17 protein-coding genes and 2 pseudogenes are annotated in these 25,420 nt (G+C 49.6%); 13 read left to right on the forward strand and 6 right to left on the reverse strand.

Annotated features, from left to right (window positions below):
* Window positions 1-232 precede the first annotated feature (232 nt).
* The 3 genes and pseudogenes from GS3922_RS00425 to GS3922_RS17480 all read left to right on the forward strand — a co-directional run.
* Window positions 233-1,183, forward strand: a pseudogene (locus tag GS3922_RS00425) (RNA-guided endonuclease InsQ/TnpB family protein); the annotation flags it as partial.
* A gap of 117 nt (window positions 1,184-1,300) precedes the next feature.
* Window positions 1,301-1,597: pseudogene (locus tag GS3922_RS16945) on the forward strand (zinc ribbon domain-containing protein); the annotation flags it as partial.
* A gap of 152 nt (window positions 1,598-1,749) precedes the next feature.
* On the forward strand, window positions 1,750-4,944 hold the full coding sequence (locus tag GS3922_RS17480; protein WP_089134971.1) for an S-layer homology domain-containing protein: 3,195 nt from the start codon (window positions 1,750-1,752) through the stop codon (window positions 4,942-4,944).
* A 127-nt stretch (window positions 4,945-5,071) separates the two neighbouring features.
* Here the strand turns inward: GS3922_RS17480 and GS3922_RS00435 are convergent, their stop codons facing one another.
* Both GS3922_RS00435 and GS3922_RS00440 read right to left on the reverse strand, forming a co-directional pair.
* A complete protein-coding gene (locus GS3922_RS00435; protein ID WP_063164710.1) occupies window positions 5,072-6,277 on the reverse strand; it encodes an efflux RND transporter periplasmic adaptor subunit in 1,206 nt (401 codons plus the stop codon).
* A 14-nt stretch (window positions 6,278-6,291) separates the two neighbouring features.
* The gene (locus tag GS3922_RS00440; protein ID WP_063164711.1) at window positions 6,292-6,960 is read right to left on the reverse strand and encodes a hypothetical protein; all 669 of its coding nucleotides are present in this window, start codon (window positions 6,958-6,960) and stop codon (window positions 6,292-6,294) included.
* 180 nt (window positions 6,961-7,140) lie between these two features.
* On the opposite strand from GS3922_RS00440, the gene GS3922_RS00445 reads away from it, so the two are divergent.
* The gene (locus tag GS3922_RS00445; RefSeq protein WP_082816508.1) at window positions 7,141-8,328 is read left to right on the forward strand and encodes a polysaccharide deacetylase family protein; all 1,188 of its coding nucleotides are present in this window, start codon (window positions 7,141-7,143) and stop codon (window positions 8,326-8,328) included.
* Between the two features lie 22 nt (window positions 8,329-8,350).
* Here the strand turns inward: GS3922_RS00445 and GS3922_RS00450 are convergent, their stop codons facing one another.
* Window positions 8,351-9,607 carry an ArnT family glycosyltransferase gene (locus GS3922_RS00450; protein WP_063164712.1) on the reverse strand — a complete coding sequence of 419 codons (1,257 nt, stop codon included), beginning with the start codon at window positions 9,605-9,607 and terminating at the stop codon, window positions 8,351-8,353.
* A 24-nt stretch (window positions 9,608-9,631) separates the two neighbouring features.
* Window positions 9,632-10,000: an SMR family transporter gene (locus GS3922_RS00455; RefSeq protein WP_063164713.1), complete on the reverse strand. Its 369-nt coding sequence runs from the start codon at window positions 9,998-10,000 to the stop codon at window positions 9,632-9,634.
* A gap of 260 nt (window positions 10,001-10,260) precedes the next feature.
* Here GS3922_RS00455 and GS3922_RS00460 point away from each other — a divergent pair, with 260 nt between their 5' ends.
* From GS3922_RS00460 to GS3922_RS00475, 4 genes are all read left to right on the forward strand, one after another.
* Complete coding sequence (locus GS3922_RS00460; RefSeq protein ID WP_063164714.1) at window positions 10,261-12,483, forward strand: S-layer homology domain-containing protein; 2,223 nt, start codon at window positions 10,261-10,263, stop codon at window positions 12,481-12,483.
* A gap of 317 nt (window positions 12,484-12,800) precedes the next feature.
* Window positions 12,801-15,167 (forward strand): accessory Sec system translocase SecA2, encoded by a 2,367-nt coding sequence (secA2, locus tag GS3922_RS00465; protein ID WP_063164715.1) that lies wholly within the window; start codon window positions 12,801-12,803, stop codon window positions 15,165-15,167.
* Window positions 15,168-15,180: 13 nt separating this feature from the next.
* On the forward strand, window positions 15,181-16,056 hold the full coding sequence (locus tag GS3922_RS00470) for an accessory Sec system S-layer assembly protein (protein ID WP_063164716.1): 876 nt from the start codon (window positions 15,181-15,183) through the stop codon (window positions 16,054-16,056).
* A 643-nt stretch (window positions 16,057-16,699) separates the two neighbouring features.
* The gene (locus GS3922_RS00475) at window positions 16,700-17,764 is read left to right on the forward strand and encodes a glycosyltransferase family 4 protein (protein WP_063164717.1); all 1,065 of its coding nucleotides are present in this window, start codon (window positions 16,700-16,702) and stop codon (window positions 17,762-17,764) included.
* Window positions 17,765-18,007: 243 nt separating this feature from the next.
* Here the strand turns inward: GS3922_RS00475 and GS3922_RS00480 are convergent, their stop codons facing one another.
* Window positions 18,008-19,012 carry an LCP family protein gene (locus tag GS3922_RS00480; RefSeq protein ID WP_063167262.1) on the reverse strand — a complete coding sequence of 335 codons (1,005 nt, stop codon included), beginning with the start codon at window positions 19,010-19,012 and terminating at the stop codon, window positions 18,008-18,010.
* Between the two features lie 35 nt (window positions 19,013-19,047).
* Entirely contained in the window at window positions 19,048-19,692 is a 645-nt protein-coding gene (locus GS3922_RS00485; RefSeq protein ID WP_063164718.1) for a YigZ family protein, read from the reverse strand.
* A 217-nt stretch (window positions 19,693-19,909) separates the two neighbouring features.
* Here GS3922_RS00485 and GS3922_RS00490 point away from each other — a divergent pair, with 217 nt between their 5' ends.
* The 5 genes from GS3922_RS00490 (at window position 19,910) to GS3922_RS00510 (ending at window position 25,409) form a co-directional block, all read left to right on the forward strand.
* The gene (locus GS3922_RS00490) at window positions 19,910-21,088 is read left to right on the forward strand and encodes a sensor histidine kinase (protein ID WP_063164719.1); all 1,179 of its coding nucleotides are present in this window, start codon (window positions 19,910-19,912) and stop codon (window positions 21,086-21,088) included.
* Window positions 21,088-21,765, forward strand: coding sequence for a response regulator (locus tag GS3922_RS00495; protein ID WP_063167263.1), 678 nt, complete (start codon window positions 21,088-21,090; stop codon window positions 21,763-21,765). The genes GS3922_RS00490 and GS3922_RS00495 overlap by 1 nt, the downstream gene beginning before the upstream one ends.
* 255 nt (window positions 21,766-22,020) lie before the next feature.
* Window positions 22,021-22,866 carry a DegV family protein gene (locus GS3922_RS00500; protein WP_063167264.1) on the forward strand — a complete coding sequence of 282 codons (846 nt, stop codon included), beginning with the start codon at window positions 22,021-22,023 and terminating at the stop codon, window positions 22,864-22,866.
* 498 nt (window positions 22,867-23,364) lie between these two features.
* A complete protein-coding gene (locus GS3922_RS00505; protein WP_063164720.1) occupies window positions 23,365-24,720 on the forward strand; it encodes an ATP-dependent helicase ComFA in 1,356 nt (451 codons plus the stop codon).
* Window positions 24,717-25,409, forward strand: a complete 693-nt coding sequence (locus GS3922_RS00510; RefSeq protein WP_063164721.1) for a ComFC family protein — start codon at window positions 24,717-24,719, stop codon at window positions 25,407-25,409. The genes GS3922_RS00505 and GS3922_RS00510 overlap by 4 nt, the downstream gene beginning before the upstream one ends.
* The last annotated feature ends 11 nt before the right edge of the window (window positions 25,410-25,420 follow it).

Below are 25,420 nucleotides of genomic sequence, written 5' to 3' on the forward strand. Positions count from 1 at the left end.
CAACGAAGCGAAGCGGAGTAAGTGGGAGATGAATCGCCTTAACTATATTTTGCTGAAAATAGGATAGATTCAGTAAAATATAGTATCATATATATAGGTTGTAATAAAGAAATTCCGACCTCCATGTCCGTCTTTACTTTATCACCTAACAAGCTGGCACGGTGGCAAGAAGAGCGAACAATGCCATGTAAAACAAAATTGCAACTTATATAGTTAGATGGGAGGTGAAAACATGTATTTTTGTATCAAACAACAGCTAAATGGTTTGACCAAAGAAGAATACTTGACTCTTCGAGAACTGTGCCATATTGCCAAGAACATGTACAACGTCGGATTGTACAATGTCAGACAATACTATTTTGAACACAAGGAATTTCTTAATTATGAGAAAAACGATCATCTTGCAAAAACTAACGAAAACTATAAGCTGTTAAACAGCAACATGGCACAGCAAATTTTAAAAAAGGTTAATGAAGCCTTTAAATCTTTCTTTGGTTTGATCAGTCTTGCCAAACAAGGAAAATATGACCACAAGGCTATCAGTATTCCAAAATATCTTAAAAAAGATGGCTTTCATTCACTGATCATTGGCCAGATTCGTATAGACGGCAACAAATTCACGATACCGTATTCTCGCCTATTTAAAAAGACTCACAAACCTATCACGATAACGATTCCGCCTGTGTTACTGGACAAAAAGATTAAGCAGATTGAAATCATTCCTAAGCATCATGCCAGGTTCTTTGAGATTCAGTACAAATATGAAATGCCTGAAGATCAAAGAGAATTAAATGACCAAAAAGCACTGGCAATTGATTTAGGATTAAACAATTTTGCCACTTGTGTCACATCAGACGGCAGATCATTCATCATTGATGGGCGGAGATTAAAAAGTATAAATCAATGGTTTAACAAAGAAAATGCCAGACTTCAAAGCATAAAAGATAAGCAAAAAATCAAAGGCACGACTCGTAAACAGGCGTTGCTTGCTATGAATCGCAATAATAAAGTGAATGATTATATCAACAAGACTTGCCGTTACATCATTAACTACTGTATTGAAAATCAAATTGGCAAACTTGTCATTGGCTATGCGGAAACATGGCAACGCAATATTAATCTAGGAAAAAAGACAAATCAAAACTTTGTCAATATTCCTCTCGGTAACATAAAAGAAAAACTATATAAGTTGAAACTTTGTTTTACATCCAGTAGAGCGCCCACCGCATTCTATCAAAATGACTTGTTATGAAGGAAAACAGAATCGAACAATCGGAAAATCTTTATTGCAACTTATATAGAATATCTTTGTGAATTTTACGGCATTGAATTCTTGAAACAGGAAGAATCATATACGTCTCAAGCCAGCTTTTTTGACGGCGATGAGATTCCTGAATATAATGCCGACAATCCAAAAGAATATAAGTTCAGCGGCAAACGTATTAAGCGCGGCTTGTATCGAACAAAGTCTGGCAAACTAATTAATGCTGATGTCAATGGCGCATTAAACATCTTAAAGAAAAGTAAAGCTGTAGACCTGAGTGTCTTATGCTCTAGCGGCGAAGTGGACACGCCTCAAAGAATAAGGATTGCTTGAAGCAGTCAAACTTCTTTGGAAGCCCCCACTTCAAATTTTCGCTAGAAAATTAAGTGGGGGTAGTTCACTACGGCGATGAAGCAGGGGTAAGCGGCTCCAAAGATCCGGACAACCGTCGTACGTATCCGTGGGGTAAAGAAGATCAAAATCTGTTGGCGCACTATCGGAAAGTCGGTCAAATTCGCCAGCACCATCAAACGCTGTTGGCCCATGGCGACATCAAGACGTTGTATGCGCAAGGGGATGTATACGTCTTTGCCCGCCAGTACGGAAAGGAAGTGTCGCTCATTGCCGTCAACCGCGGTGATGCGGACAAAACGGTGACATTGGATGTCGCTTCTTTGCTTCCGAACGGCACCGTGCTGACGGATGAGTTGCATGACGGCGTAACGGCCGCAGTCGCCGGCGGAACATTGAAGGTCACTGTTCCGGCGATGGATGGGCGGATGATGTTTGGAACGGTAACTGTGGAAAAACCGGCGGCGGTCACGAATTTGCAGGCGAGCGCCGTGGTTGGTTGCGTGACGCTTACTTGGGAAGGGCAAGCGTCGAAGTATCGGGTGTACCAATCAACCATTCAAGGGGCTGGTTATACGTTAGCGGCGGAAACGAACGGGACTTCCGTGACGATCGATTCGTTGGCGAACGGGACCGCGTATTACTTTGCCGTTACCGCCGTCGATGAGAACGGGAATGAGTCGCCAAAGGTGGAAACGAATCGCGTCGTTCCTCATTATCCGCTGACGAGCGACAATGTCCAGTTCGTGACCACGTTAAGCGATGCCACACTCGATTTGTCCCAGCCGCAACAAATCGATGTCAAAGTGAACATCGACGGTGTGACAAGCAAAGGAGCAGCCGATGGATTGCAAGCGGTGCTGCAAGTGAAAGGGCCGCATGACGAAGCATGGAAAGAATATAGAGCGGTTTACCAAGGGCAAGATGGCGACGCTAATGTGTTCCGTGCCGCCTTCACCCCGCTTGTGGCAGGGACGTATACGTATCGCTACGCGCTGACGACCAACCTTGGCGAGGATTGGGTGTATACGGAAGCCAAACAAGTGACGTTTGCGGCCGACTCCAGCGACCAAAAAGCGCCGGCCGAGGCGATTGAGCTGACGCCGCCGCCTGTTGAGTCAGGGCAAGTTCATTTGTCATGGCAGTTTGTCGGAAAAGATGATGCGGATGCATACTTGCTAGTCATCGAACGCAATGGAACAGTCATTCATATGACGACATCCATCAGCACATCGTTCGTTGATTACGGGGTCGAAAACGGCACCGAGTATGCGTACGTTGTCAAGCTGTATGACCGCGCTGGAAATGTCACCGCGTCCAACACGGTCAAAGTGAAGCCGGACATTGTGATGGTGAAAGTCATTTTTAAAGTCAAAGCCCCAGACTATACGCCGTTAGATGCCCGAATTACGATTCCGAACAGTTTGAATGGCTGGAACACAGGGGCATGGGAAATGTCGCGCAACGGAGCGGTGACGCCTGATTGGCAATTTACAACTGAAGTGCAAGAAGGGGAAACGATCACGTATAAGTATGTGAAAGGCGGGTCGTGGGATCAGGAAGGACTGGCTGATCATACGCCCGCAGACAATGGGGATGATGATGTCAGTTATTATGGATACGGCTCGATCGGCACGGATTTGAAAGTGACCGTTCACAATGAAGGAAACAATACGATGGTTGTGGAAGACCGCATTTTGCGCTGGATTGATATGCCGGTGGTCATCGAAGAGGTGCAAAAACAAGGGAGTCAAGTGACGATCAAGGGCAATGCCATTAAAAACGGTGTTTTGACGATCAATGGCGAGCGGGTGCCGATCAATGATCAGATGGCATTTGTCTACACCTTTACGCCGGCTCCGCAGCAAAAAGAAGTGGCGATCCATATCGAACCGTCAGCGGAAAGCAAAGCAGCCGTGTTCAAAAACGACGGTGGAGCCATTGCGAAAAATACGAAAGATTACGTGCTAAATTTGGAGACGAAGCAGTTGCGTGAAGGAACGCTGTCGTTGCCGCCTTCCAACGGGGGAATGCCTGGAAGTGGAACGACACCGGGGGGCACAGCACCTGAAAACGGAGTGCCGACGGATGGAGAAGGGGTGCCGGTGAAAGTGGAAGACGGCAAAGTGATTGTGAAGCCCGCTATCGAAACGAAAGAGCAGAGTGGCAAAGTGACTGAAAAAACAGCATCGATTTCAGCTCGGGATGTCGACAATATGATTCGTCACTTATCAGAGCGGGAAAAAGAAATCGTCGTCTCAGTCGGCAAGATCGAAAAAGGGGAGAACGTGAACATTGTTGTCCCTGCGTCCTTCTTCCAACAGGCGAGCAAAAAAGTGAGCCGTGCGGTGATTGTAGCTGAAACGGACAAGGTGACGTATAAACTTCCAGTTGCCGAGATCCCAACACTGCTTTCAGATGTGGCCAAAGACTTTGGTGTTGATATCGGGAAGATCAATATTACAATAGGAATGACGGTCACTGAAGCGCCGACTTTGCCGTTTAATGTTGTATCCGATGCCGTGATATTTCATGTAATAGCCTCTGCAGGAGGAAAGGAAAAAAATATTGACCGATTTACCCAATATGTAGAGCGTGAAGTGACAGTGCAAAAGGCGTTCCAGCCAACGCGGGCAGTTGCCGTTCGTCTGCATGAAGATGGAACAGTAACCGCTGTGCCAACCTTGTTTGCTGGTAATAAAGCGGTCATAAAATCGCTGACGAACTCCACGTACGTCGTAGTAGAGGGGTCCGCGTCATTTAGGGACACGACAACCCACTGGGCAAGGCAATACATCGAAACGTTAGCCGCCAAACAAATGGTTAAAGGAATTTCGGTTACCACTTATGCACCAAATGCTGAGATGACACGTGCCCAGTTCGCCGTGCTCCTTGCCCGCGCACTCGGTTTACCTAGCGGCGTCTATGATGGGCGGTTTAAAGATGTAAAAGGGGAAGAATGGTTTGCCCGCACCGGGGAATGGATGGCAGCCGTACAATACGGCATTATTCAAGGAAAAAGAAATGGCACGTTTGGGCCGGATGAACCAATTACTCGGGCACAGGCGGCAGTGATGATTGAACGAGCGATGAAGCTCCCGTTTGTCCAATACGATTTTGCCCAACTCGATCGGAAGAAAACACTAGCTGACTTTAAAGATCAAGGACGAATCGGAGACTGGGCGAAAGAGGCCGTTGAAACAATCTATCAAGCAGGCATCGTCCATGGAAAAGGGAGTGGAGATTTTGGGCCAAATGAGAGTGTCACAAGGGGACAAATGGCGAAAATTCTTTACGGATTTTTGAAAAATGCCAAACTAATTCCATAAAGGGGCCTAAATCCATGGCAGTGTTGCGTGTTCTGATTTCTAAAATACAATAGCTCCATGCGATTTTTTCAAAACAAGGACCCGAGAGCGCTCACCTCGCTCTCGGGTCTGGTTTGTCTTTGTCCACTTAAAACGCCCTGAAAACCCCTTCTAAAAAATACTTCGCCATGTCCCGTTTCCGCACTTGTTGGATCGTTTCTTTCGATAGCTTGGTGATCTCGAGCGGCATCCATACGTTCATTCCTTGTTTGAGGTCGCGGCTCGAGCGGGTGATGACGTATTCCTCTCCTGTCAAACCTTGTTCGATCTCTTGGCGGTTGCCTTGTTTCATTCCTAAGGTGACGCGCCGCTTGTCAAGCTGGCCGTTGCGGATGAGATAGACGAATGCTTGGTTGTTTTCGCGCCATACGGCTTTAGTAGGAATGGTGATCGCCCCATTTTTTTCTTTTGTCACGATCGTGATGTCGACATGGTAGCCGAATGGCATCGATGGTTGCGGCTTAGGAGCACGTTCGGCTTGTTCAATCAGTTTTACAGTGAACGGATATTCGCTTTGTTGCCGGAAGCTTGGCTCGTTGATCGGAAATGGGCCGATATCGCTCACGGTGCCGCTTAGTTCGTTCGCTTCGTTCGGAAGGCGGATCGTGGCGGTTTGGTCGATGGCGAGCTTCCCGACGAGCGACTCGGTGATTTTTCCTTGAATGACGATCGTATGAGATGCGATCGTGATCAGCGGGCGGGACGGGTTCGATGGATTCGGATCGATGGCTTCGACGATGCCGTCCATCGTGCTTTCGACTGTTTGTTCCTCTTTTTGTTTAAGCAGTTCGGTCCGTTCTTGTTCATATTGTTGTTGCTGCCACTGTAATTCGGTTTTTTCGCGTTCCGCTTCTGTTGCTTTTTCTTCCCATTGCTGTTTTTCGAAGCTGTTTTCTGGCGCGGCAGCGGCCATGGACTGATAGTTTTGGATCTCTTCGGACAGTTGGCTAAGCCGCATGCTTAGTTGTTGTTGCTTCGACGTGAGCTGGGCCAGCTCACGGTCGATGGCGTCTGTGCGGTAGCGCAACAGCGGGGTGCCGGGCTGGACGGTTTGCCCTTTTTTCACGAGAATGTCATCGATGGCGCCGCGCTGCGGGTCGTAATAGATGAATGTCCGCTCTGCTGGGGCGGTAAAGCCCGTTGTTTTGATCGTTTCTTGCACGTTTTGTTGTGTTGGTTTCGTCCATTCGTTCGCGTAAGCCGATTTGGGCACACGGCTGTCATCGGCGAACGCTACGTAAAACTGGACGCCGATGAGGCCGATGGCCAAGACGGTGGTCAACGCTCGTTTCATGGTGACCTCTCCTTTCACGATGGGAACCATTCAAATGGAAATTCCGTACAGACGGCCGCGAAAAAGGCGAGCACGAGATCAACGGCGATGACTGTCGCAGTGATGCGGCCGATCGATTGGTCTGTGAGGATGCGCAAGGCAACCACTTGGATATAGACAGCCCAAACGGAAAACAGTGAGACGGATCGCAGCAGCGCCCATACGAGTCGGTCGTCCGTCAAATAAGGTCCCCAGACGCCGAGCGAAAACGGCGAGACCAGCGGATCAAGGCCAAACGCCCACTCTAATAGAAGCAACGCCGTTTCTCCTATGAGAAAAATGAGCCAAACAGGAAGCTGGGCGGCGATCAGTTTCGCCAAATCGGTTTCCTCAAACAAGGCGTAAAACACAAGCGAACTGATGAAGAAAAAGAGCAGTGGAACGACCATCCCGCCTACGATGTGTCCGGCAGCAAACAACAAGTGCAGCAGCGTCCGCTGCTCATCGGTATACTGGGGAAGATGTTTGGCCAACTCTTCTGTCCCGACGCCGATATAAGCGCGGACAAAGGAAAGAACAGCAGAGAAGAACAGAAAAAGCAAAAGGATCGGGATGATGCGTTTCACCCGTTCCGCTTCTTTTAGCTGCCAAAAAGCGATGTTCGGGTGAAGCAATTCCTTCCACGGATGACTTCGGTAAATCATTTCGTCTATTCCTCCATCAATCGTTGTAGGCATAATCATATTTTAGTATAAATAAAGTCGATATGTCACGATTGGACATTTTTTGCTAGATTGGTTTTTTCAGTGGGAAATTTGGTGATAAAATGGTAGGGACAGAGTCATAGTCAAATAGAAATAATAGAGAAATGGAGGGATGGATCTTTGAGGTATCGGTTCGTTTGGCTTGCTTTTTTTCTTTTTCTGCTTTTCGGATGGGAAAAAAGCGGGCAAGCGGCAACGACGGTCCCCTTATTTATTCAATCCAAAGGAGCATCGGCGCCGGTATACGCCTATGTGGCGAATGAGGTGCAACGAGTTGGAACGATGTATAGCGACAGGGTATTTGAAGTCATTGATGAAAATGAACACTATTTTTTCATCCAATACGGGTTTGTCAAAGGGATGGTTAAAAAGGACGAAGCGAAGCTTGGGCGCCCGTATGCGTTCACCCGCGGACCGGATCGGCTGCGAAAAAGTGTGATAACGACGCGAGAAGCGCAAGTGTATAGTTTTCAAAACGGAAAGAAACAGGCGATCGGTTCCATCCAGCCTGGAGTCCGTTATCCGATCAAAGCCGAGACCGCCTTGTTTTATTTGATTGAATTCGGCGGGCGGGACGGATACATTTATAAGCATGTGACGGAAAAGGATCACGGTGTGCCGGTGTTGTTGTATCATCATATATTGGATGATTCCGATGAACCGCTGTTTCGTTCGACAACAACGGTTCTGTTCAGCCAGTTTTTCAACGAAATGACATACTTAAAAGAGAACGGCTATACGGCGATTACTCCGGATCTGCTGCTTGCGTATGTGCGAAAGGAACGATTGCTGCCGCCGAAGTCGGTGCTCATTACGTTTGATGACGGGTTGAAGTCAACGTACATATATGCGTATCCATTGCTTAAGCAGTACGGCTTTCGGGCAACGGTGTTTATGATTACAGGGAGAATGCGTCCATCCCCGCAACCGTTCGACCCGACAGGCTTGCAGTTTTTAAGCAAACAAGAAATCGCCCAAATGCGCGATATCATTACGTTTGAAAGCCATACGAGCCATTTTCACTTGTCGGATAAAAAATATGGCCCGTATTTACTGTTTAAGCCGTATGAAGAAGTGATGGCTGATTTACTGGCAAGCAAAGAAAAAATCGGGGCGACGGCCCTCGCATATCCGTTTGGCGCTTATAACGAACGAGTCGTCGATATGGTGCAACAAGCGGGGTTTACCATGGCGTTTACGACGAAAAAAGGGACCGTTTATCCTGGAGATCCAGTGTTTGAGTTAAAACGGCAATGGGTGTATCCACGGATTTCGCTTCGTCAGTTTGAACAGTTATTGCAGCCGTAATCAAAAGCTGCCTCTTCCGCTGTTACGGAGAGGCAGCTTTTTTGCGGTTTGGACGCCATGCGATCGAAGAGAGAAACAGCCCGATCCATAAAAACAAAATCGGCATTAAGGGGAGATTGTATCTCGGGTAGGCGAAAAAGACATTGTTTAATGCCGTAAAGTAAGCGATGAGCAAAAGGAAAAACAATAGCTCGCGCCGCTGCCGTTTCAAGGTAAACAGGGCGAACAAAGCAGAGGCAAACGCCAGACGGATGATGCGCTGGTGCCAGGCGGTCATTTCTTGCTTCGAAACGCCGAAAATTTCGATCCAATAGAATGGCTGTTCCCATTGTGTTTTTGCTTTTTTGATCGTATAGCTCTCCCACCATTGTTTCGGGTTGGCGCGATACCACGTTTTGATTCGCTCGATGGCGATCGCTTTTTTCACCTTTTCTTTTTCATAATGGGTCATGGTAGGATGTTGTGTTTCGATCGTATTGACGACTTCTTTATACGATGGGCCGTACCGATAGCCGTACCCTTGATATGTACCAAGCAAGAGCGGGTCGCCGGAGCTTCCGGTCAGCGGGATGAACTCCCCGTAATGCATGTAGTTTCGCACCCACCATGGACTTAACGCGAGAACGACAAGTACGGCCGCTATGGCCGCTTGCTTGATTGCGAGCCGAAGCGGGTAGCGAATGAGCAAAAAATACGCGAGCAGCGCGAACGGAACGAGGGCGATCGTCGGCCGGAAAAACAGACAAAACAAATAGGCGGCCAACAGCTTATAAAAATCGGCCATGTGCCGATGGCGGCCAAGGCGAATGGCGAAACGGATGAACAACAGGAAGCCGAACAAAAACGGCGCCTCGGTCAGCGTTAAATTGTCGGTTTCGATCAAAGGGATAAACAACGCGGTGCCGAGGGCGGCGATCACACCCGCCCACGGGCGGCCGAGGTCGTTCCCGAGCAAATAAATCAAATAGACGCTTCCGGTGCCAAAGGCGATCATAACGAGTTTCGCTGCATACAGGCCGACATCTCCTGTACCGAATACGAAAAACAACGCCGCCAGCAACAGCGGCATGCCCGGCATAATGTGGACGGTCGGCTCATCGGGGCGATGATACGTAAGCATGCCCGTCTCAAGCAGCTGTTTCGCACTGCGGACATATCCCATATCGTCGCTGTCAAGCGTCAAATGCAGCCCGTACGTCCATAAAGCGAAAAGGCGCAAAGTGAAAGCAAGGAACACCACGAGCCAAGCGGCGATTTTTGGATGAAAGCGAAACGACATCGTTGCCACTCCTTCATTTGATCGTTACGAGCCATTGGCGGAAAAACCGATGAACGAGACCCCAAGCATAATGAGGATCACACCAATGAGTTTCGGGACAGAAAGCGGCTCGTGAAAGAACACATAGGCGCCGAACACCGCCAACACGTAGGCGATGCTTTGCAGCGGGTAGGCGACGCTAAGCGGAACGCGCGACAAAATGAACAGCCAAAGGATGGTTGCCGCTCCGTAAATGACCAATCCGAGCAAAATCCATGGCGAGAGCAATAGCTTGACGACGGAGATCACGTCTAGCTCGAACTTGTGTCGCGTCATGCCGTATTTCCATAAAAACTGGCCGGTGACAAGAAGAACGGTGTTGAGTCCGAGCCATAGCCAATTACTGATGTTCATCCTTTTCTTCCCCACGTTCATTTGTTTTCTGTTCATGGTCGATCCGGTGATGTCATGCCAAGCGCCGAAACCGAAAGGCAGGCTGATACGGTAGTATGGCTTAAACATGCAGAAATTATGCTTTTGACTATGGGATATAAAAAAATTGGATGGCAGAAATGACTGATCATTGTACAGAGAGCATCTAGAGATTTTCCTATTTTTCGATTACAATGGAAGCGATTAGGATTAACATCGGATGTACTAGAGGGGGAATGGACTTGGAAAGGAAGAGGAGACGGAGAAAGGCGGCGGCTGTTTGGTTATCCGCGCTGCTTGTTTTTGTTTGGGTTTGGGGGCCGTACGCCGGTCCGGCGCAGGCGGTGGAAAGCCGCGGCTTGTTTCCCGATGTGTCGACGGGGCGCGCGGAGGTGGAATATTTAGCAAATCTCGGCATCATTCAAGGTTATAAAGATGGGAAATTTCATCCTGAAGCGGTCTTGACTCGTGTGCAAGCGGTGCTAATGATCATCCGCCAACTTGGTCTTGACACGGAAGAAGAGCTGCCGATGCCATTTATGGATGTGAAACCAGGCAGCACTGGGTACAAGGAGATTGCGTTAGCGGCGAATCTTGGCATCGTCAGCGGGAAAACTGCGCAGTCGTTTGACCCATACGGGAAACTCACTCGAGCGCAAATGGCGAAAATTTTCGCTAATGCGTATCACTTAAGCGGAAGGATGGCAACCGATTTTACTGATGTCAGGCCGGACCATTGGGCGTATCCGTATGTGCACGCCTTAGCGGCCAACGAGGTAACGCTCGGTTACCCAGACGGCACCTTTCGGCCGAACGCGTCGCTGACCCGGCTGCAATTCGCCTTATTTATGGCGCGGTATATGAACGATGAGTTTAAACCGCCTTTGACGAAACAGCTTTCCCGTAAAGAGATTATTGCTAAAAAGGAAAGTGTCGTTACTGTCTATGTTTACGATGAAAACGGGAAAGAGCTGGCTCAAGGAAGCGGTTTTGCGGTTGCGAATGGGCTCATTGTCACCAATTTTCATGTCGTCAGCGGCGGATCCGCCTTTACCGTGTTAACAAGCGATGGGGAAGAGTATGAAATCGAAGGGGTCGTCGATTATGACCTCGATTTGGATGTGGCGCTGTTAAAGCCGACCGATTTATTGCCGTTGAAACCGTTGCGGCTTGGTTCGGTCGATATGGTAGAAGCGGGAGACGATATCGTGGCGATCGGGAGTCCGCTCGGGTTTTCTGATTCTGTCTCGACAGGGGTCGTGAGCGCCATTCGCACGTTGGAACTTGAGGAAGGGTACGCTGATTTCATTCAATTTACCGCCCCGGTGACAAACGGCAGTTCGGGCGGTCCTCTGCTCAATATGTACGGATATGTTGTTGGTCTTGTGTCGTTCGGCTTTGACCAAGGGGAATTAAACTTTGCATTGGCGGCTGACTATTTTAAAGAGGTGGTGCAGGCGTATGCGCAAGTGCCGTTTTATCAATTGCCGGTCATTCCAACTGATGAACTGCCGGTGTATGAGGACGATGAAGGCGATCCGGTGGCAACGGAGACATTTCGTCTTGAAGAGCCGCTTGTGGACGTTGTCGCTCATCCATCGCTGCCGATTTTATATGGAATTGATTATTCAAACCATGCGGTTGAAATCAACTATGAAACTCGCAATATAAGAAAAATTTCCTTGCCGCTTCCGGCCGAGCGGTTATCTTTCGCCAATGATGAGCTGTATATTACATTATTGAAAGGCGAACATAATCATTACTGGTGGAGCGAAGAGCAACAAGGGGCCATTGCGATCGTTGACACGAAAGAATTCAGACTGAAAGAAACGTTTGATATTGCCTTGGATCCATTTGATATTGCGGCCGATCAACGTTATATTTACGTTTCATCCGGATCCGGGCAACATACGTACATTAAAAGCTACGACCGTTTTACGAAACAGGAAGTCGCATCGGAGCGCATTTATGAAGCCAGCCGGATTGAAATGCATCCTAGCCAATCGATGATTTATGCCATTACGACGAATACCATTCCGATCACCATGTCCGTTTATCGGGTGGCTGACGGGCGGTTTGTCGAAACGTATCCATCTCCATATCATTCCGATTATGATTTGGAACCGGACCTGACGATTTCACCAGATGGAAAATACATTTTTAACGATGCTGGTTTTGTCTTTTATGCCGCAGCGCAAAAAGGCGTGAATATGACGTACGCGGCGACGATCGAGCCGTTTTCTGCCATCGCTTTCGATTTGCCGCGGGGCCGCGTGTATACGGCGCAAGGCCATCAAGTCACCGCGTACAATAGCACATCACTCAAAAAAGAGAAGCGGTGGGCCATCAGTGGCGAGATTGAGGCGATGATGGTACACAACGGAAACATCGTGTTGGTCACGAGACAATCACTCGATGACAGCGGAGTGAAGGTGCCGACGATTCAAATCTTCACTCCCATCTAAACAAAAAACCGGGCTTTATGCCCGGTTTTTTAGCAAAAAAAAGCGCCAGCCTTCTGCGAGAGAGACTGGCTTATCAACCTCAACCCTATCGACATCATTCTACATCTTTCGACAAAATCTGTCGACAAGTAATTTATTCATCGCGAGGATCACAATGGTGTAAGAGGGGGAACTTGGTGGCCACTGTTTTCATATTTTCATGAAAAGCTCATAACATTGGATGGATACCCAAAAACTAACATATCGGTGACTCGTTTCGTATAGATTCTAAATTTGGTATAATAAATAAGAATTCGTCATAGAGGAGCGAAATACGGATGCTTTCACTCTTAAAGAGAGCGATAGGGTATACCCATGAACGGCAGTTAAAAAAATATATGCAAGTGGTGGAGCAAATTAACCGGTTGGAATCACAAATAGAAAAACTGACCGATGCCGAGTTGCGTGGGAAGACGGATGAGTTGAAAGAACAGCTTGCTTCCGGCAAGTCGGTGAAGGACATTCAAGTGGAAGCGTTCGCGGTGGTCCGCGAAGCAGCGAAACGAGTGCTCGGGATGCGCCATTTTGACGTTCAGCTGATCGGCGGCCTCGTTTTAGCCGAGGGAAACATTGCGGAAATGGCAACAGGTGAGGGGAAAACGCTCGTCGCTTCCCTCCCAAGCTACTTGCGGGCGCTAGAAGGAAAAGGGGTACATGTCATTACCGTGAACGACTATTTGGCGAAGCGCGACCGGAATTTAATTGGCCAAATTCACGAGTTTCTCGGCCTCACTGTCGGGCTCAATTTGCCGCTCATGTCACCGCAGGAAAAAAAACGGGCGTATCAAGCCGACATTACATACGGCATCGGCACGGAGTTTGGGTTTGACTATTTGCGCGATCATATGGTGTACGATGCTTCAGACAAAGTGCAACGGCCATACCATTATGCGATCATCGACGAAATTGACAGCGTGTTAATCGATGAGGCAAAAACGCCGCTCATTATCGCCGGAAAAACGCGTTCAAACGCCGAGCTCCACTATATCGCGGCGCGATTAGTCAAGCGGTTTGAGCGGGAGGTCGATTACATATATGAAGGGGAGACGAAGACGGTTAACTTGACAGATGAAGGCATTGAAAAGGTAGAGAAAGCGTTTGGCGTTGATAACTTGTATGATATAGAGCATCAAGTGTTATATCACTATGTCATTCAGGCGTTGCGGGCGCACGTTTTATTTAAACGTGACGTGGATTACATCATCCGCGATGGAAAAGTATTGCTTGTTGACGCATTTACCGGACGCGTGATGGAAGGCCGCTCGTTAAGCGACGGCCTTCATCAAGCGATTGAAGCGAAAGAAGGGCTCGAGATTACGGAAGAGAACAAAACATACGCTTCCATTACGATTCAAAACTATTTTCGCATGTACCCGATTTTATCAGGAATGACGGGAACAGCGAAAACAGAAGAAAAAGAATTCCAACGCATTTATGGGATGGATGTCATTCCGATCCCGACTAACAAACCGAAAATCCGCATCGACCTGCCTGATCGGGTGTACATGACCCGCCACGATAAGTACGTTGCCGTAGCGAAAGAAGTGAAGCGCCGCCATGGGAGCGGGCAACCGGTGTTAATCGGGACTACGTCGATTTTGCAGTCAGAAGAAGTGGCGAAGTATTTAGATCAAGAGCAAGTTCCGTACGAATTGCTCAATGCGAAAACGGTTGAACAAGAGGCAGAAGTGATCGCCCGAGCCGGGCAACGCGGGCGGGTGACGATTGCCACGAACATCGCCGGCCGCGGGACGGACATTTTGCTTGGCGAAGGAGTCGATGAGCTTGGCGGGCTTCATGTTCTTGGCACAGAGCGGCATGAAAGCCGACGGATTGACAACCAATTGAAAGGGCGGGCCGGCCGCCAAGGGGACCCAGGGTCAAGCCAGTTTTTCATTTCCCTTGAGGATGACATGTTCCGGCGCTTTGCGGCCGAGGAAACGGAAAAGTTAAAGGCGAAGCTGAAAACGGATGAGACGGGATGCATTTTGAATAACGACGTTCATGAGTTTGTCGATAAAGTGCAGCGAATCGTGGAAGGAATCAATTTCTCGATCAGGGAGTATAACTTAAAGCTCGATGACGTGATGAATGAACAGCGCCATGTCATTTACCAAATCCGTGATCGGGTGCTCGAGGAAAGCGACCGCGTGGCGCTTGTCATTCCGATGATTCGCTCTGCTTGTGACCGAATGGTAGATGCGTACGCCTTGCGGGAACAAATCCCTGAGGAATGGGATATCGAACGTATGGCGGAAGAGTTGAACCGAATCGTATACCGAACGCCGATCCAATTTGACCGCCCACCGGCCGATGTGGAAGATGTCAAACGACAAGTTGCAGCAGCCGTTGATTCGTATATAGCGTTTCTTGAGAAGAAAAAAGCGCACGCCCAGCTGCAAACGTTGCTGAGAAGCGTTATGTTGACCGTCATTGATGATCATTGGATGCGCCATTTGGATCAGATGGCGCTGTTAAAAGAAGGAATCGGGTTGCGCCATTACCAACAAGAAGACCCTATTCGTCTATACCAAAAAGAGGGATTTGAGATGTTTCGAGCCATGTATGAAGTGATCGAAAAAGAGATCAGTGTTCATACGGCGCGATTGCTTCAATCGTTAGAGCAAGAAGAAAACCACGCATAAGGGGGAATGTTCGTTGTTTCCATTTTTTAAAAAAAAGAAAAAAAGCGGCGGTGATACAACCGTAGCGGCTCAAGAAATCATGGAAGAAGCAGGGGAAGTCACGAGCACGGAAGACGTATATCCCGAATTGTCGCTTCATCCATCTTGGAACGTGCCAGCCGAAGAGCAATACGTGCTTCGTTTTTTAAACAATGAACTGCCGCCGTTACAGCCTAACCAAATTTCGTTGTCGGGCATCAGCTGGTCAAAAGAAGTAGATGGAATCATCGTATCGGCGTTTGTGCGCCATAGCTTGCCGAAATCGATTCAAATCGGCCGTGTTCCTTTATTATTGCTTCGGGAGGATGGAAGCATTTTAGCCCGAAAAGAGTTTGATCTGCAGGAACTCGGAAGCCTTCCGCCAAAAACGAGCCGTCCGTGGCGCTTTATATTCGGCTATGAGACGTTGCGGACCGATGAGATCCCGAGGGAAGGGTGGAAGCTGGCGTTTGAACTGAAGCCGAAACATCGGCTTGAACTGGAGAAGAGTTGGGAAGAGGCGCTGCCGGAAGAAGAAAAAGAGAAGTTGCGGCGCATCGTCGACGAGCTAGGAGCGCCAAAAAGTGGCGAAGTGAACGTTTTTGGCCTCCAAGCCGCGATGAACGACGGGGAGTTGCGGGTGACGGTGCTGATTCGTAACGGCAGTGACAAAACGATTTATCTGGAGCAGCTGCCGCTTCAAGTAGAAGATGCGACAGGGGACGTTGTTGCTCGGGGAGGCTTTACGTTGGATCGCCTAGAGATCAAAGCGAACACAACCAAACCGTGGACATTCATTTTTCCCCCATCGCTCGTTCAAAAAGCAGAGCCGGATTTCAGTAGTTGGAAACTCAGCATTATCCAATCGTAATTTGCCGCTGATCCGCTATATATACGTTGCAATTTTGTTTTACATGGCATTGTTTACTCTTCCTGTCACCTTGTCAGGAGGTAAAGACTGGAGATCGCAAATTCTTTATTACAACCTATATAGATGCAAAAAGAACGTTCTGCCGCCTGGCAGAACGTTCTTTATTATGGAAAAAGGAAGATACCCGCATCAGCACGCAGATATCTTCCTCGGCCTCAACCCGTCCATCGCCCCTTCGACTATACCCATGCAAAACGGAGGACGGTCCTCATTATTTATTGTACCATAACCGACGTAGTAGACAAGCCAAAATGTGAAAATATTATACAAAATGCATGAATTATCCTCTATATCCATTCCTTTCATCCTAAAAAATGTAAATTAACTCCCCTTTTTTCATACGTTTTTGCGAACGATTATAAAAGAGAAGGCGGTTAACTAGTGAAAATTAAATATTTCATAGTTTTGTTGTCTATGATATAATCCTCAATGGTATGACTCTATTTTTTATAGTATTTTCTCTGTTCACCGCTTTTATGCACACGATTTGTTGTCGGTAGCCCAACATATTGCCAAACAATGAAAAAATCGATGGACAAGAAAATGAAATGAGTGGTTATGATAAGATTAAGGAGGATTTTTTATGGGTTACTTTTTGACCTTGTTGCTTTGCTTCTTTGCCTCCGTGACCATTACACCGCTGGTGAAAAAGCTGGCCTTTATCGTTGGCGCCACGGATCGGCCGAATCAGCGGAAAGTACATCAAAAAATTATGCCGCGTTTGGGCGGATTAGCCATATATATTGCCTTTGTGATCGGTGTGCTGGTTTTGGACCCAGATAACGCTGTAGAAATTCCCATTTTGTTAGGGAGTGTCATTATTATTATTACCGGTATGCTTGACGATTTAATCGAACTTTCCCCGAAACTCAAGCTGGCCGGTCAGCTGTTCGCCGCGTTTGTCGTTGTCGTATTTGGCGGGATTCAAGTGGAGTACATCAACTTGCCGTTTGGTTCCCAGTTGCACTTTGGCGTGCTTAGCATTCCGCTTACGATCCTTTGGATCGTTGGCATTACAAACGCCATTAACTTAATCGATGGCTTGGATGGCTTAGCGGCTGGCGTCTCTGCCATCGCTTTAGTCACCGTCACGTGGATGGCGTTTTTAAAAGGCGATTTGTTTGTCGCTGGCATGAGCATCATTTTAATTGGCAGCATCTTAGGGTTTTTAGTTTATAATTTCCATCCTGCCAAAATTTTCATGGGCGATACAGGGGCGCTCTTTTTAGGGTACATGATCTCTGTGTTGTCGTTGTTAGGGTTTAAAAACGTCACAGCGATTTCCTTTATTATCCCGGTGATCATTTTAGGCGTACCGATTTCCGATACGTTTTTCGCGATCATCCGCCGCTTGCTGAAACGGCAGCCGCTATCTGCGCCAGACAAGTCACACTTGCACCATTGCCTGCTGCGGCTCGGATACAGCCACCGCCAAACGGTGCTCATTATTTACGGTGTGAGCGCCTTGTTTGGATTGATCGCCGTCATTTTATCCAAAGCCGCCGCTTGGGTATCACTTATTATTTTGACCATTGTCGTGTTGGCGCTTGAGGTAATGGCAGAAAAAATTGGCTTAGTCGGCCATGATTACCGCCCAATTTTACGAATTGTCCAAGGCATTCGTTATGTAAACGGAAAAATGAAATAAACAGGCTGTCCCAAGAGGTGGGACAGCTATTTTTATACACAAGGAGGGAGTCAACGGGGCCAATCGTTGATAAGGAAGGCGGAGCGGAGCGATGGTCTTCCTTGAATAGGGAATATGATATAGTGTACCTAAAATAGGGGAATGTGAACTACTCCCACTTAGCTTCGCTTGAAGTGGGAGACTTCTTTCGGAATTATGTTAAAAAAAGGTGTCCCGCTGCGTCCGAGACACCCACTACACGTTTCAATTCCTCTCTTCGTTTCGTTGTTGTTCGGCTGATGCATGCAACTGGGAGCGAAGGGCATCGGATACTTCTTGCACCGATTCTTCATCCAACCGATAGTAATAAACCCCATCATTATCATCCGTTCCTTGTAAGACAAGCGATTCGGTTTGAAGCGGGTTGCCGGTTGATACATAGTAAATCAAGGCTTTGATGTCATCGAAGGTGAAGTTTGTTTTCATATTGTTTCCGATCGCTTCAATGACATCATCATATTTTGAAATGGAACCAGTGTGGCTCGCCTTTCTCAAGATGGCCTGCAAAATTTGCTGCTGTCGCTTGCCGCGTTCAATGTCGTTATCTTTTTTGCGCGTCCGCGCCAATGCTAAAGCTTCTTCCCCATTTAAGTGTTGGTATCCTTTTTTAAGGACAATGGCGTTTCGATGGTCTTCAGCATCTTTTTCCCGAATATCATATGGCACTTCCACTTCAATGCCGCCGAGTGCATCGACAACATCGATAAAGGCGTAAAAGTTCATCTTCACGTAATAATCAATCGGGACATCAAACAAATGTTCGACTGATTCAATGGTACATTTCGTCCCTCCGTAAGCATGGGCGTGAGTAATTTTATCGTACTGATCCTCGCAAGGAATGTATACATATGAATCGCGCGGGATGCTCACCATTTTGACTGATTGCGTATCAGCGTTAAACGCAGCCAAAATTAACGCATCAGACCGCGTATCACTCTGGAAGTTGCGCGTTTTGCTATCGTCAATGCCAATAAACAACACGGTGAAACTATCCTTTTTTGGGTCAAGGTGGTCGCCCATCGTTTCCTTTGTTCCAATTTCCTCATATGCCTCATTCATGGCTGTCTTCATTTTATGCATTAAAAAAGAAGCATAACCAAGACCACTGGCGACCAATACTAGAAAAAGCAACAGGCACCCGAACGCGAGACGTCGTCTTCGCTTTTTTTTCCTCATTTTCTTTCGATGAAGTTTTCGTTCGTTAGTCATCATGGAAGAGAGCTCCTTTTCAATCGTTTTCGTTCTTACGAACCCGAGGGAAGGGTAAATTCAACGTATTCCGTTTCCCCGGCTTGAATGTCCGCCCTTCCGTTCGTCAGTTCGGTCATCCATTCACTGAACGGGAGCTGGCTGTCCTCGGGAACGAGGACAGCAAAGGTGACGCGGTCGGCATAATGGATAGTTTTTATAGTATATACGGAAGAGCGCAATTCATTTTCCACTTTCCCAAGCCATGTATAGTCAATCGTCACGTTCATGATGCGCATGAGACGGCGTTCGACGATGCCCGCGGCGTTCAAGCCTTCGGAGACGGCGCGGCTGTAAGCGCGCACCAATCCGCCCGCACCGAGCTTAATGCCGCCGAAGTAGCGGGTGACGACCGCGACGGTGTCTTTCAACCCTTTTTTCTTCAGCACCTCAAGCATCGGCACACCTGCAGTGCCGCTCGGTTCGCCGTCGTCATTTGCCTTTTGGATTTGATCATGCTCGCCGATCAAATAGGCGGAGCAGTTGTGCGTCGCATCCCAATGTTTCTTTTTGATTTGTTGAATAAACGCGACCGCTTCCTCTTCCGTTTCAGCGCGGTTGATGTAGCAAATAAACCGTGATTTTTCGATCACGATTTCCCGCTCACCGTATCCTTTGACGGTGTAATATTTTTGTAACAAAGCAAAACACCTCGATCATTAAAAACGTGGAAACGGTTTACATTTGTTTATTTTTTGCATAAACAGCTAGCACTTTACCCTGACTATGGTAAACTGAAGGTAAAAGATTTATAGATAGGGCATGCTTTTACTATTATAAATCGACAACTTTTTTCCTTCAAATAAATTTTGTTGGCGCCCATGCATACTGCTTGGCAGCGCTGCTGGAGGTTGGCAAATGGCAGGGGAAAAACGTTGGGATGTGAAGCAGTTGGATGAAATTGTCGAAAAAATGATCGACACGGTTCAACATAGCAAAGATGAAATTTTCCATATCGGTGAGCAGTCGCGCCAGGAGCAAGACCGTTTGTTGCGCGAGTTAGAAGAGGTGAAGCGGCTGACCGTGCAGACGATTGAAGAGGCGGATCGGCTCGAAGCGCAAGCACGTCAGGCGCGCCGCCGCCTGTCGGAAGTGAGCCAAAACTTTTCGTCCCACTCGGAACAAGATATTCGCGAGGCGTATGAAGCAGCGCATGAACTGCACATGAAGCTGACGATGGTGCGCGAGCGCGAAAAGCAGCTGCGCCTGCGCCGCGACGAGCTTGAGCGGCGGCTGGCGAGCCTGCTGCAAATCATCGAGCGCGCCGATCATTTGGTCGGGCAAATTACGGTTGTGCTCAACTATTTAAACAGCGATTTCCGCCAAGTCAGCGAGATCATTGAAGGGGCAAAACAAAAACAAGAATTCGGTCTCAAAATCATTGAAGCCCAAGAAGAAGAGCGGCGTCGGCTGTCGCGGGAAATTCATGACGGCCCAGCGCAACTGCTCGCCCATGTGCTCCTTCGGTCAGATCTTGTGGAAAAGGTGATGAAAGACCGGGGGACTGAGGCGGCGATTGCCGAAATTCGCGATTTTCGCAAAATGGTGCGCTCCGCGTTGTCCGAGGTGCGCCGCATTATTTACGACTTGCGGCCGATGGCGCTTGATGATTTAGGATTAGTTCCGACACTTAAAAAATACTTGCAAACGACCGAAGAATATAATAAGGGAGTCCATATTTCCTTTGTACATATCGGGGAGGAAATTCGACTGCCGTCGCGGATGGAGGCGGCGGTGTTTCGGCTTGTCCAAGAGTCGGTGCAAAACGCCTTAAAACACGCCGAAGCGCGCCACATTGACGTCAAGATGGAAGTGACGTGCCGCCAGTTGCTTGTCAGTGTAAAAGACGACGGCAAAGGGTTCGACCCATCCATCAAAAAGGAAAATGCGTTCGGCTTGATCGGGATGCGGGAGCGGGTCGAGCTGCTCGGCGGCACGTTGGCGATCCGCTCGAAACCTGGCGGCGGCACAACCGTGTTCATCCGCGTCCCGCTTGACCGTTCAGCTCTAGAAACGAACAAGGAGGAGAGGAAATGATGAAAACACGCATCGCCATTATTGATGACCACCAGCTGTTCCGCGAAGGCATTAAGCGCATTTTAGAGTTTGAGGGCGATTTTGAAGTCGTGGCCGAAGGGAGCGATGGGTGCGAAGCGCTTTCGATCGTCGAAGAGCACCGGCCGGATCTGGTGCTGATGGATATTAACATGCCCGACACGAACGGGGTCGAGGCGACAAAACAGCTGATTGAGGCGTATCCCGATACGAAAGTCGTCGTCCTATCGATCCATGACGATGAAAACTATGTCATGCGCGCCTTGCAGACGGGGGCTACTGGATATTTGCTCAAAGAAATGGATGCCGACACACTCATTGAAGCGGTGAAAATCGTCGCTGAAGGCGGCTCGTACTTGCATCCGAAAGTGACGCACAATTTGATCCGCGAATACCGACGCCTGACGTCGGAAAGAGGCGGCGGCGTAGCGGTCAAACAAGAAGTGCGCCGTCCGCTCCATTTATTGACGCGGCGCGAATGCGAAGTGCTCCAGCTGCTGGCTGACGGCAAAAGCAACCGCGCCATCGGCGAAACGCTCTACATTAGCGAAAAAACGGTGAAAAACCATGTCAGCAGCATCCTGCAAAAGTTAAACGTTAACGACCGGACGCAAGCGGTTGTTGTGGCGATCAAAAACGGCTGGGTCGAAGTGCGCTAATGGCAATGCCCCTTCGTTTCCGCCTATTGTCGGCGGATTGGATGGGCGTCTGGCGGCTGGTGTTGAGGGGATCGAGGCAGCGATGCTTCGTTGTTGGTGTGTCCGTGGTGAGGACAAGCTGTTTTGTAGTTGGCGGCAAGCGGCTTTGTTTAGGTCCTTGCGGTGCGCTATCCTCCATTTGGATTCGTAAGTGGTGGGCGGTTTGTCTTTTTGGTATAATGGAAGAAAATTTGAAATCAGGAAGGAATGGCGTTCGTGAAAACGGCAATTGTCACCGACAGCACGGCCTACTTGCCGAAAGAGGTGCGCGAGAGGTTGGGCATTCGCCTGATTCCGCTCAGCGTCATTTTCGGGAATGAGACGTACCGCGAAGAGATTGATATGACGGCCGATGAATTTTTTGCCAAAATCAAGCAGCATCCGACGTTGCCGACGACGTCCCAACCGTCGGTCGGTGAGTTTGTTGACTTGTTCACCGCCATTCGCGAGGAAGGATACGAGGCGGTCGTCAGCATCCACCTCTCAAGCGGCATCAGCGGCACGTACCAAGGGGCGGTCACGGCAGGGACGATGGTGGACGGATTGCGTGTTTACGCATACGACTCGGAAATCAGCTGCATGGCACAAGGGTTTTACGCCATCGAAGCCGCCGAGATGGCGCAGGCGGGGAGGTCTCCTGAGGATATCATCGCTCGCTTGGATGAAATGAAACAAACGCTGCGCGCCTACTTTATGGTCGATGACTTGGCCCATCTGCAGCGGGGCGGACGGCTGACCGGGGCGCAGGCGTTCATCGGCGGCCTCCTGCAAATCAAGCCGCTTCTTCGCTTTGAAAACAAAGTGATCGTGCCGTTTGAAAAAATCCGCACGCGCAAAAAAGCGATCCACCGCATCGAAGAACTGTTCGCCGAAGACGCGGAAAAAGGCGTGCCGCTGAAAGCCGCCATCATCCATGCCAATCAGCCGGATGAAGCGAGCCGCTGGCGCGACGAGCTGTCCGCTCGCTATCCGCACGTCGAGTTTTGGATCAGCTATTTCGGCCCCGTCATCGCCACCCACGTCGGCGAAGGCGCGCTCGGACTCACTTGGTACCAACCGTAATGGCCGCAGGTTTAGCGGGCTTCGTCCGCATGCAGTCGTTCGTCAAAACAACCGCAAGGCGGTGCGGTTCCCGAGGTAGTTCATCGTGCACCGCCTTGCGTGGCGGCGAATGGCTATGATTCCATTTGTTGTGTTTGGCTTTTTTGTTTTGTCATGCTTCTAGAAGGCTGTTGAAAAACAGCGCTCGCCCCCTAACTAACGTCAGATGACGTGAAACGAGAAGCTGATGCCACAGGGTTTCTCCATTTGAGAAACAAGGCGGTAAAGCAACTTGCTCCTTTAATCACCAGCCTTCTAGGATTGTGTAGGAAAGATCCTCATCATGATCCGCAATTTTCTTCACTTGGATTGCCGCAATTTGTCGAGCTGTTTTCGTTCCTCGGAAACATTGTCAATATTTCCTCGGGAATTTTGTCGAAAAAGGCCAATTGCCGCAAGAATACGCCCCATATGTCGAACGAAAAGGAGGGATCGTGATTGTCTGTTTCCTCACCGCTTATGGCATGGCTATACGGCCAGCGGCTTCCGCGAGAACAACTCCCGTTTTCCTATGACGATATTGAGGCTGCCTTGCACGCCAGCTGGCTTCACGAACAGCCTGGACTCATCAAAATATCCCGTGGCTGGCGCTGTGTGCGCTGCGGAAATGACGATCAGGCATGGTTCGCTTCCTTTCCGTGCGCTCGCTGCGGGACGGATTGTTGCTATTGCCGCAAATGTTTAACGATGGGGCGCATCAGTTCCTGCACGCGCTTCGTGCATGTGACGAAGCCGCTTCCGTCAGAACGGTATGCGGCGCCGCTCGCTTGGAGCGGAACGCTGTCCGCCGCTCAGGAGGAGGCGGCGACGGAGATCAAACAGGCGGTTCTGAATGGAAGGGAGCTGCTTGTTTGGGCCGTATGCGGGGCGGGAAAAACAGAGATGTTGTTTCCTGCCATCGCCGCCGCATTGGAGGAAGGGTGGCGCATCTGCCTCGCCACGCCAAGAGTGGACGTCGTCCGCGAGCTCGCCCCCCGCTTTCGCCAGGCGTTTCCTCGCGTTCCGCTCGCGGTTTGGTACGGAGGAAGCGAGGAGCGCGGGCGAATCGCCCCGCTCGTTCTTTCCACTACCCACCAACTGTTGCGCGCGTACCGCGCGTTTGATGTCATGATCATCGATGAAGTCGATGCGTTTCCGTACTCGGTTGAACCGATGCTCGAATATGCCGTCAGTCAGGCACGAAAAGAACAATCGAGCCTCATTTATTTAACCGCCACTCCCTCCCGCGCTTGGCAACTCGACATTCAGCGCGGCAAGCGGCAAGCCGCTGTCATCCCCGCCCGCTACCACGGCCACCCCCTTCCCGTTCCGTCATTCGAATGGTGCGGGAACTGGCGCAAACGGCTCGAGCGCGGCCGTTTGCCCGAAAACGTCCTTGCTTGGGTTCTTCATCGTTTGGAACAAGGAAAACAAGCGTTTTTGTTCGTCCCGCACATTGATGAGCTAGAGGCGGTCACCCGCCTGTTGCAGCGGATGGACGCCCGCATCGTCGGCGTTCACGCCGAAGCTCCCTCTCGCGCTGAATATGTGCAGGCGTTTCGCGATGGGGACGTGCCGCTGTTAGTGACAACGACGATCCTTGAACGGGGGGTGACGGTGCCGAACATCGATGTCGCCGTCCTTGGCGCGGACGACCGCATTTTCACGGAAAGCGCCCTCGTCCAAATCGCGGGCCGTGTCGGAAGAAGCGCTGCGTTTCCTGACGGGGATGTCCGCTTTTTCCACCACGGAAAAACAACAGAGATGGTACGGGCGCGCCGCCACATTGTCCGCATGAATGAGACAGCGAAGAAAAGGGGGCTGCTGCATCGATGAACTGTCTTCTTTGCCATTCGCCGTACAACCCGATCGCCAGCTGGCGCCAGCTTCTTTTCCTCGAGGACGTGGACGTCCTTTGCCCGCGTTGCCGCAGTTCGTTTCTGTTCATTGACGGCCGCCTTTGCGAGACGTGTGGCCGCCCGCTCGACGAGGCGGCATCCTCGCCATGCACCGATTGCCTCCGCTGGCAAGAAGATGAGCAGTGGGGCGGAGTGGCTGTCAAAAACCGTTCCGTATACGTATACAACGACTGGATGAAAGAGGTCGTCGCCTTATGGAAGTTTCGCGGCGATTACGCCATCGTCAATGCATTCCGCCGCCCGTTTGTCCGTGCGTTTCACCGATCGTTCGGGCGCGAGTGGCACATCGTGCCGATTCCGCTCAGCCCCGAGCGCCTGTATGAGCGCGGGTTCAACCAAGCCGAAGCGCTCGCCCGCCTGCTTCCGTTCCCGTCTTTTCCTTGGCTTGCCCGCAAACACTCTGAAAAACAATCGAAAAAATCGCGCCGCGAGCGGCTTGAGACCGACAACCCGTTTTTTCTCTCCGCACATCCGCCCATCAATGGGAAACGAATCGTCCTCGTCGATGACATTTACACGACGGGCATCACCGTTCGCCACGCGGCCCGCGTGTTGCTTGAAGCGGGGGCGGCTGAAGTGGGGGCGTTGACGCTGGTGAGGGCGTGAGTGGGCTAAAC

The organism is Geobacillus subterraneus, assembly GCF_001618685.1.
Classification (GTDB): domain Bacteria; phylum Bacillota; class Bacilli; order Bacillales; family Anoxybacillaceae; genus Geobacillus; species Geobacillus subterraneus.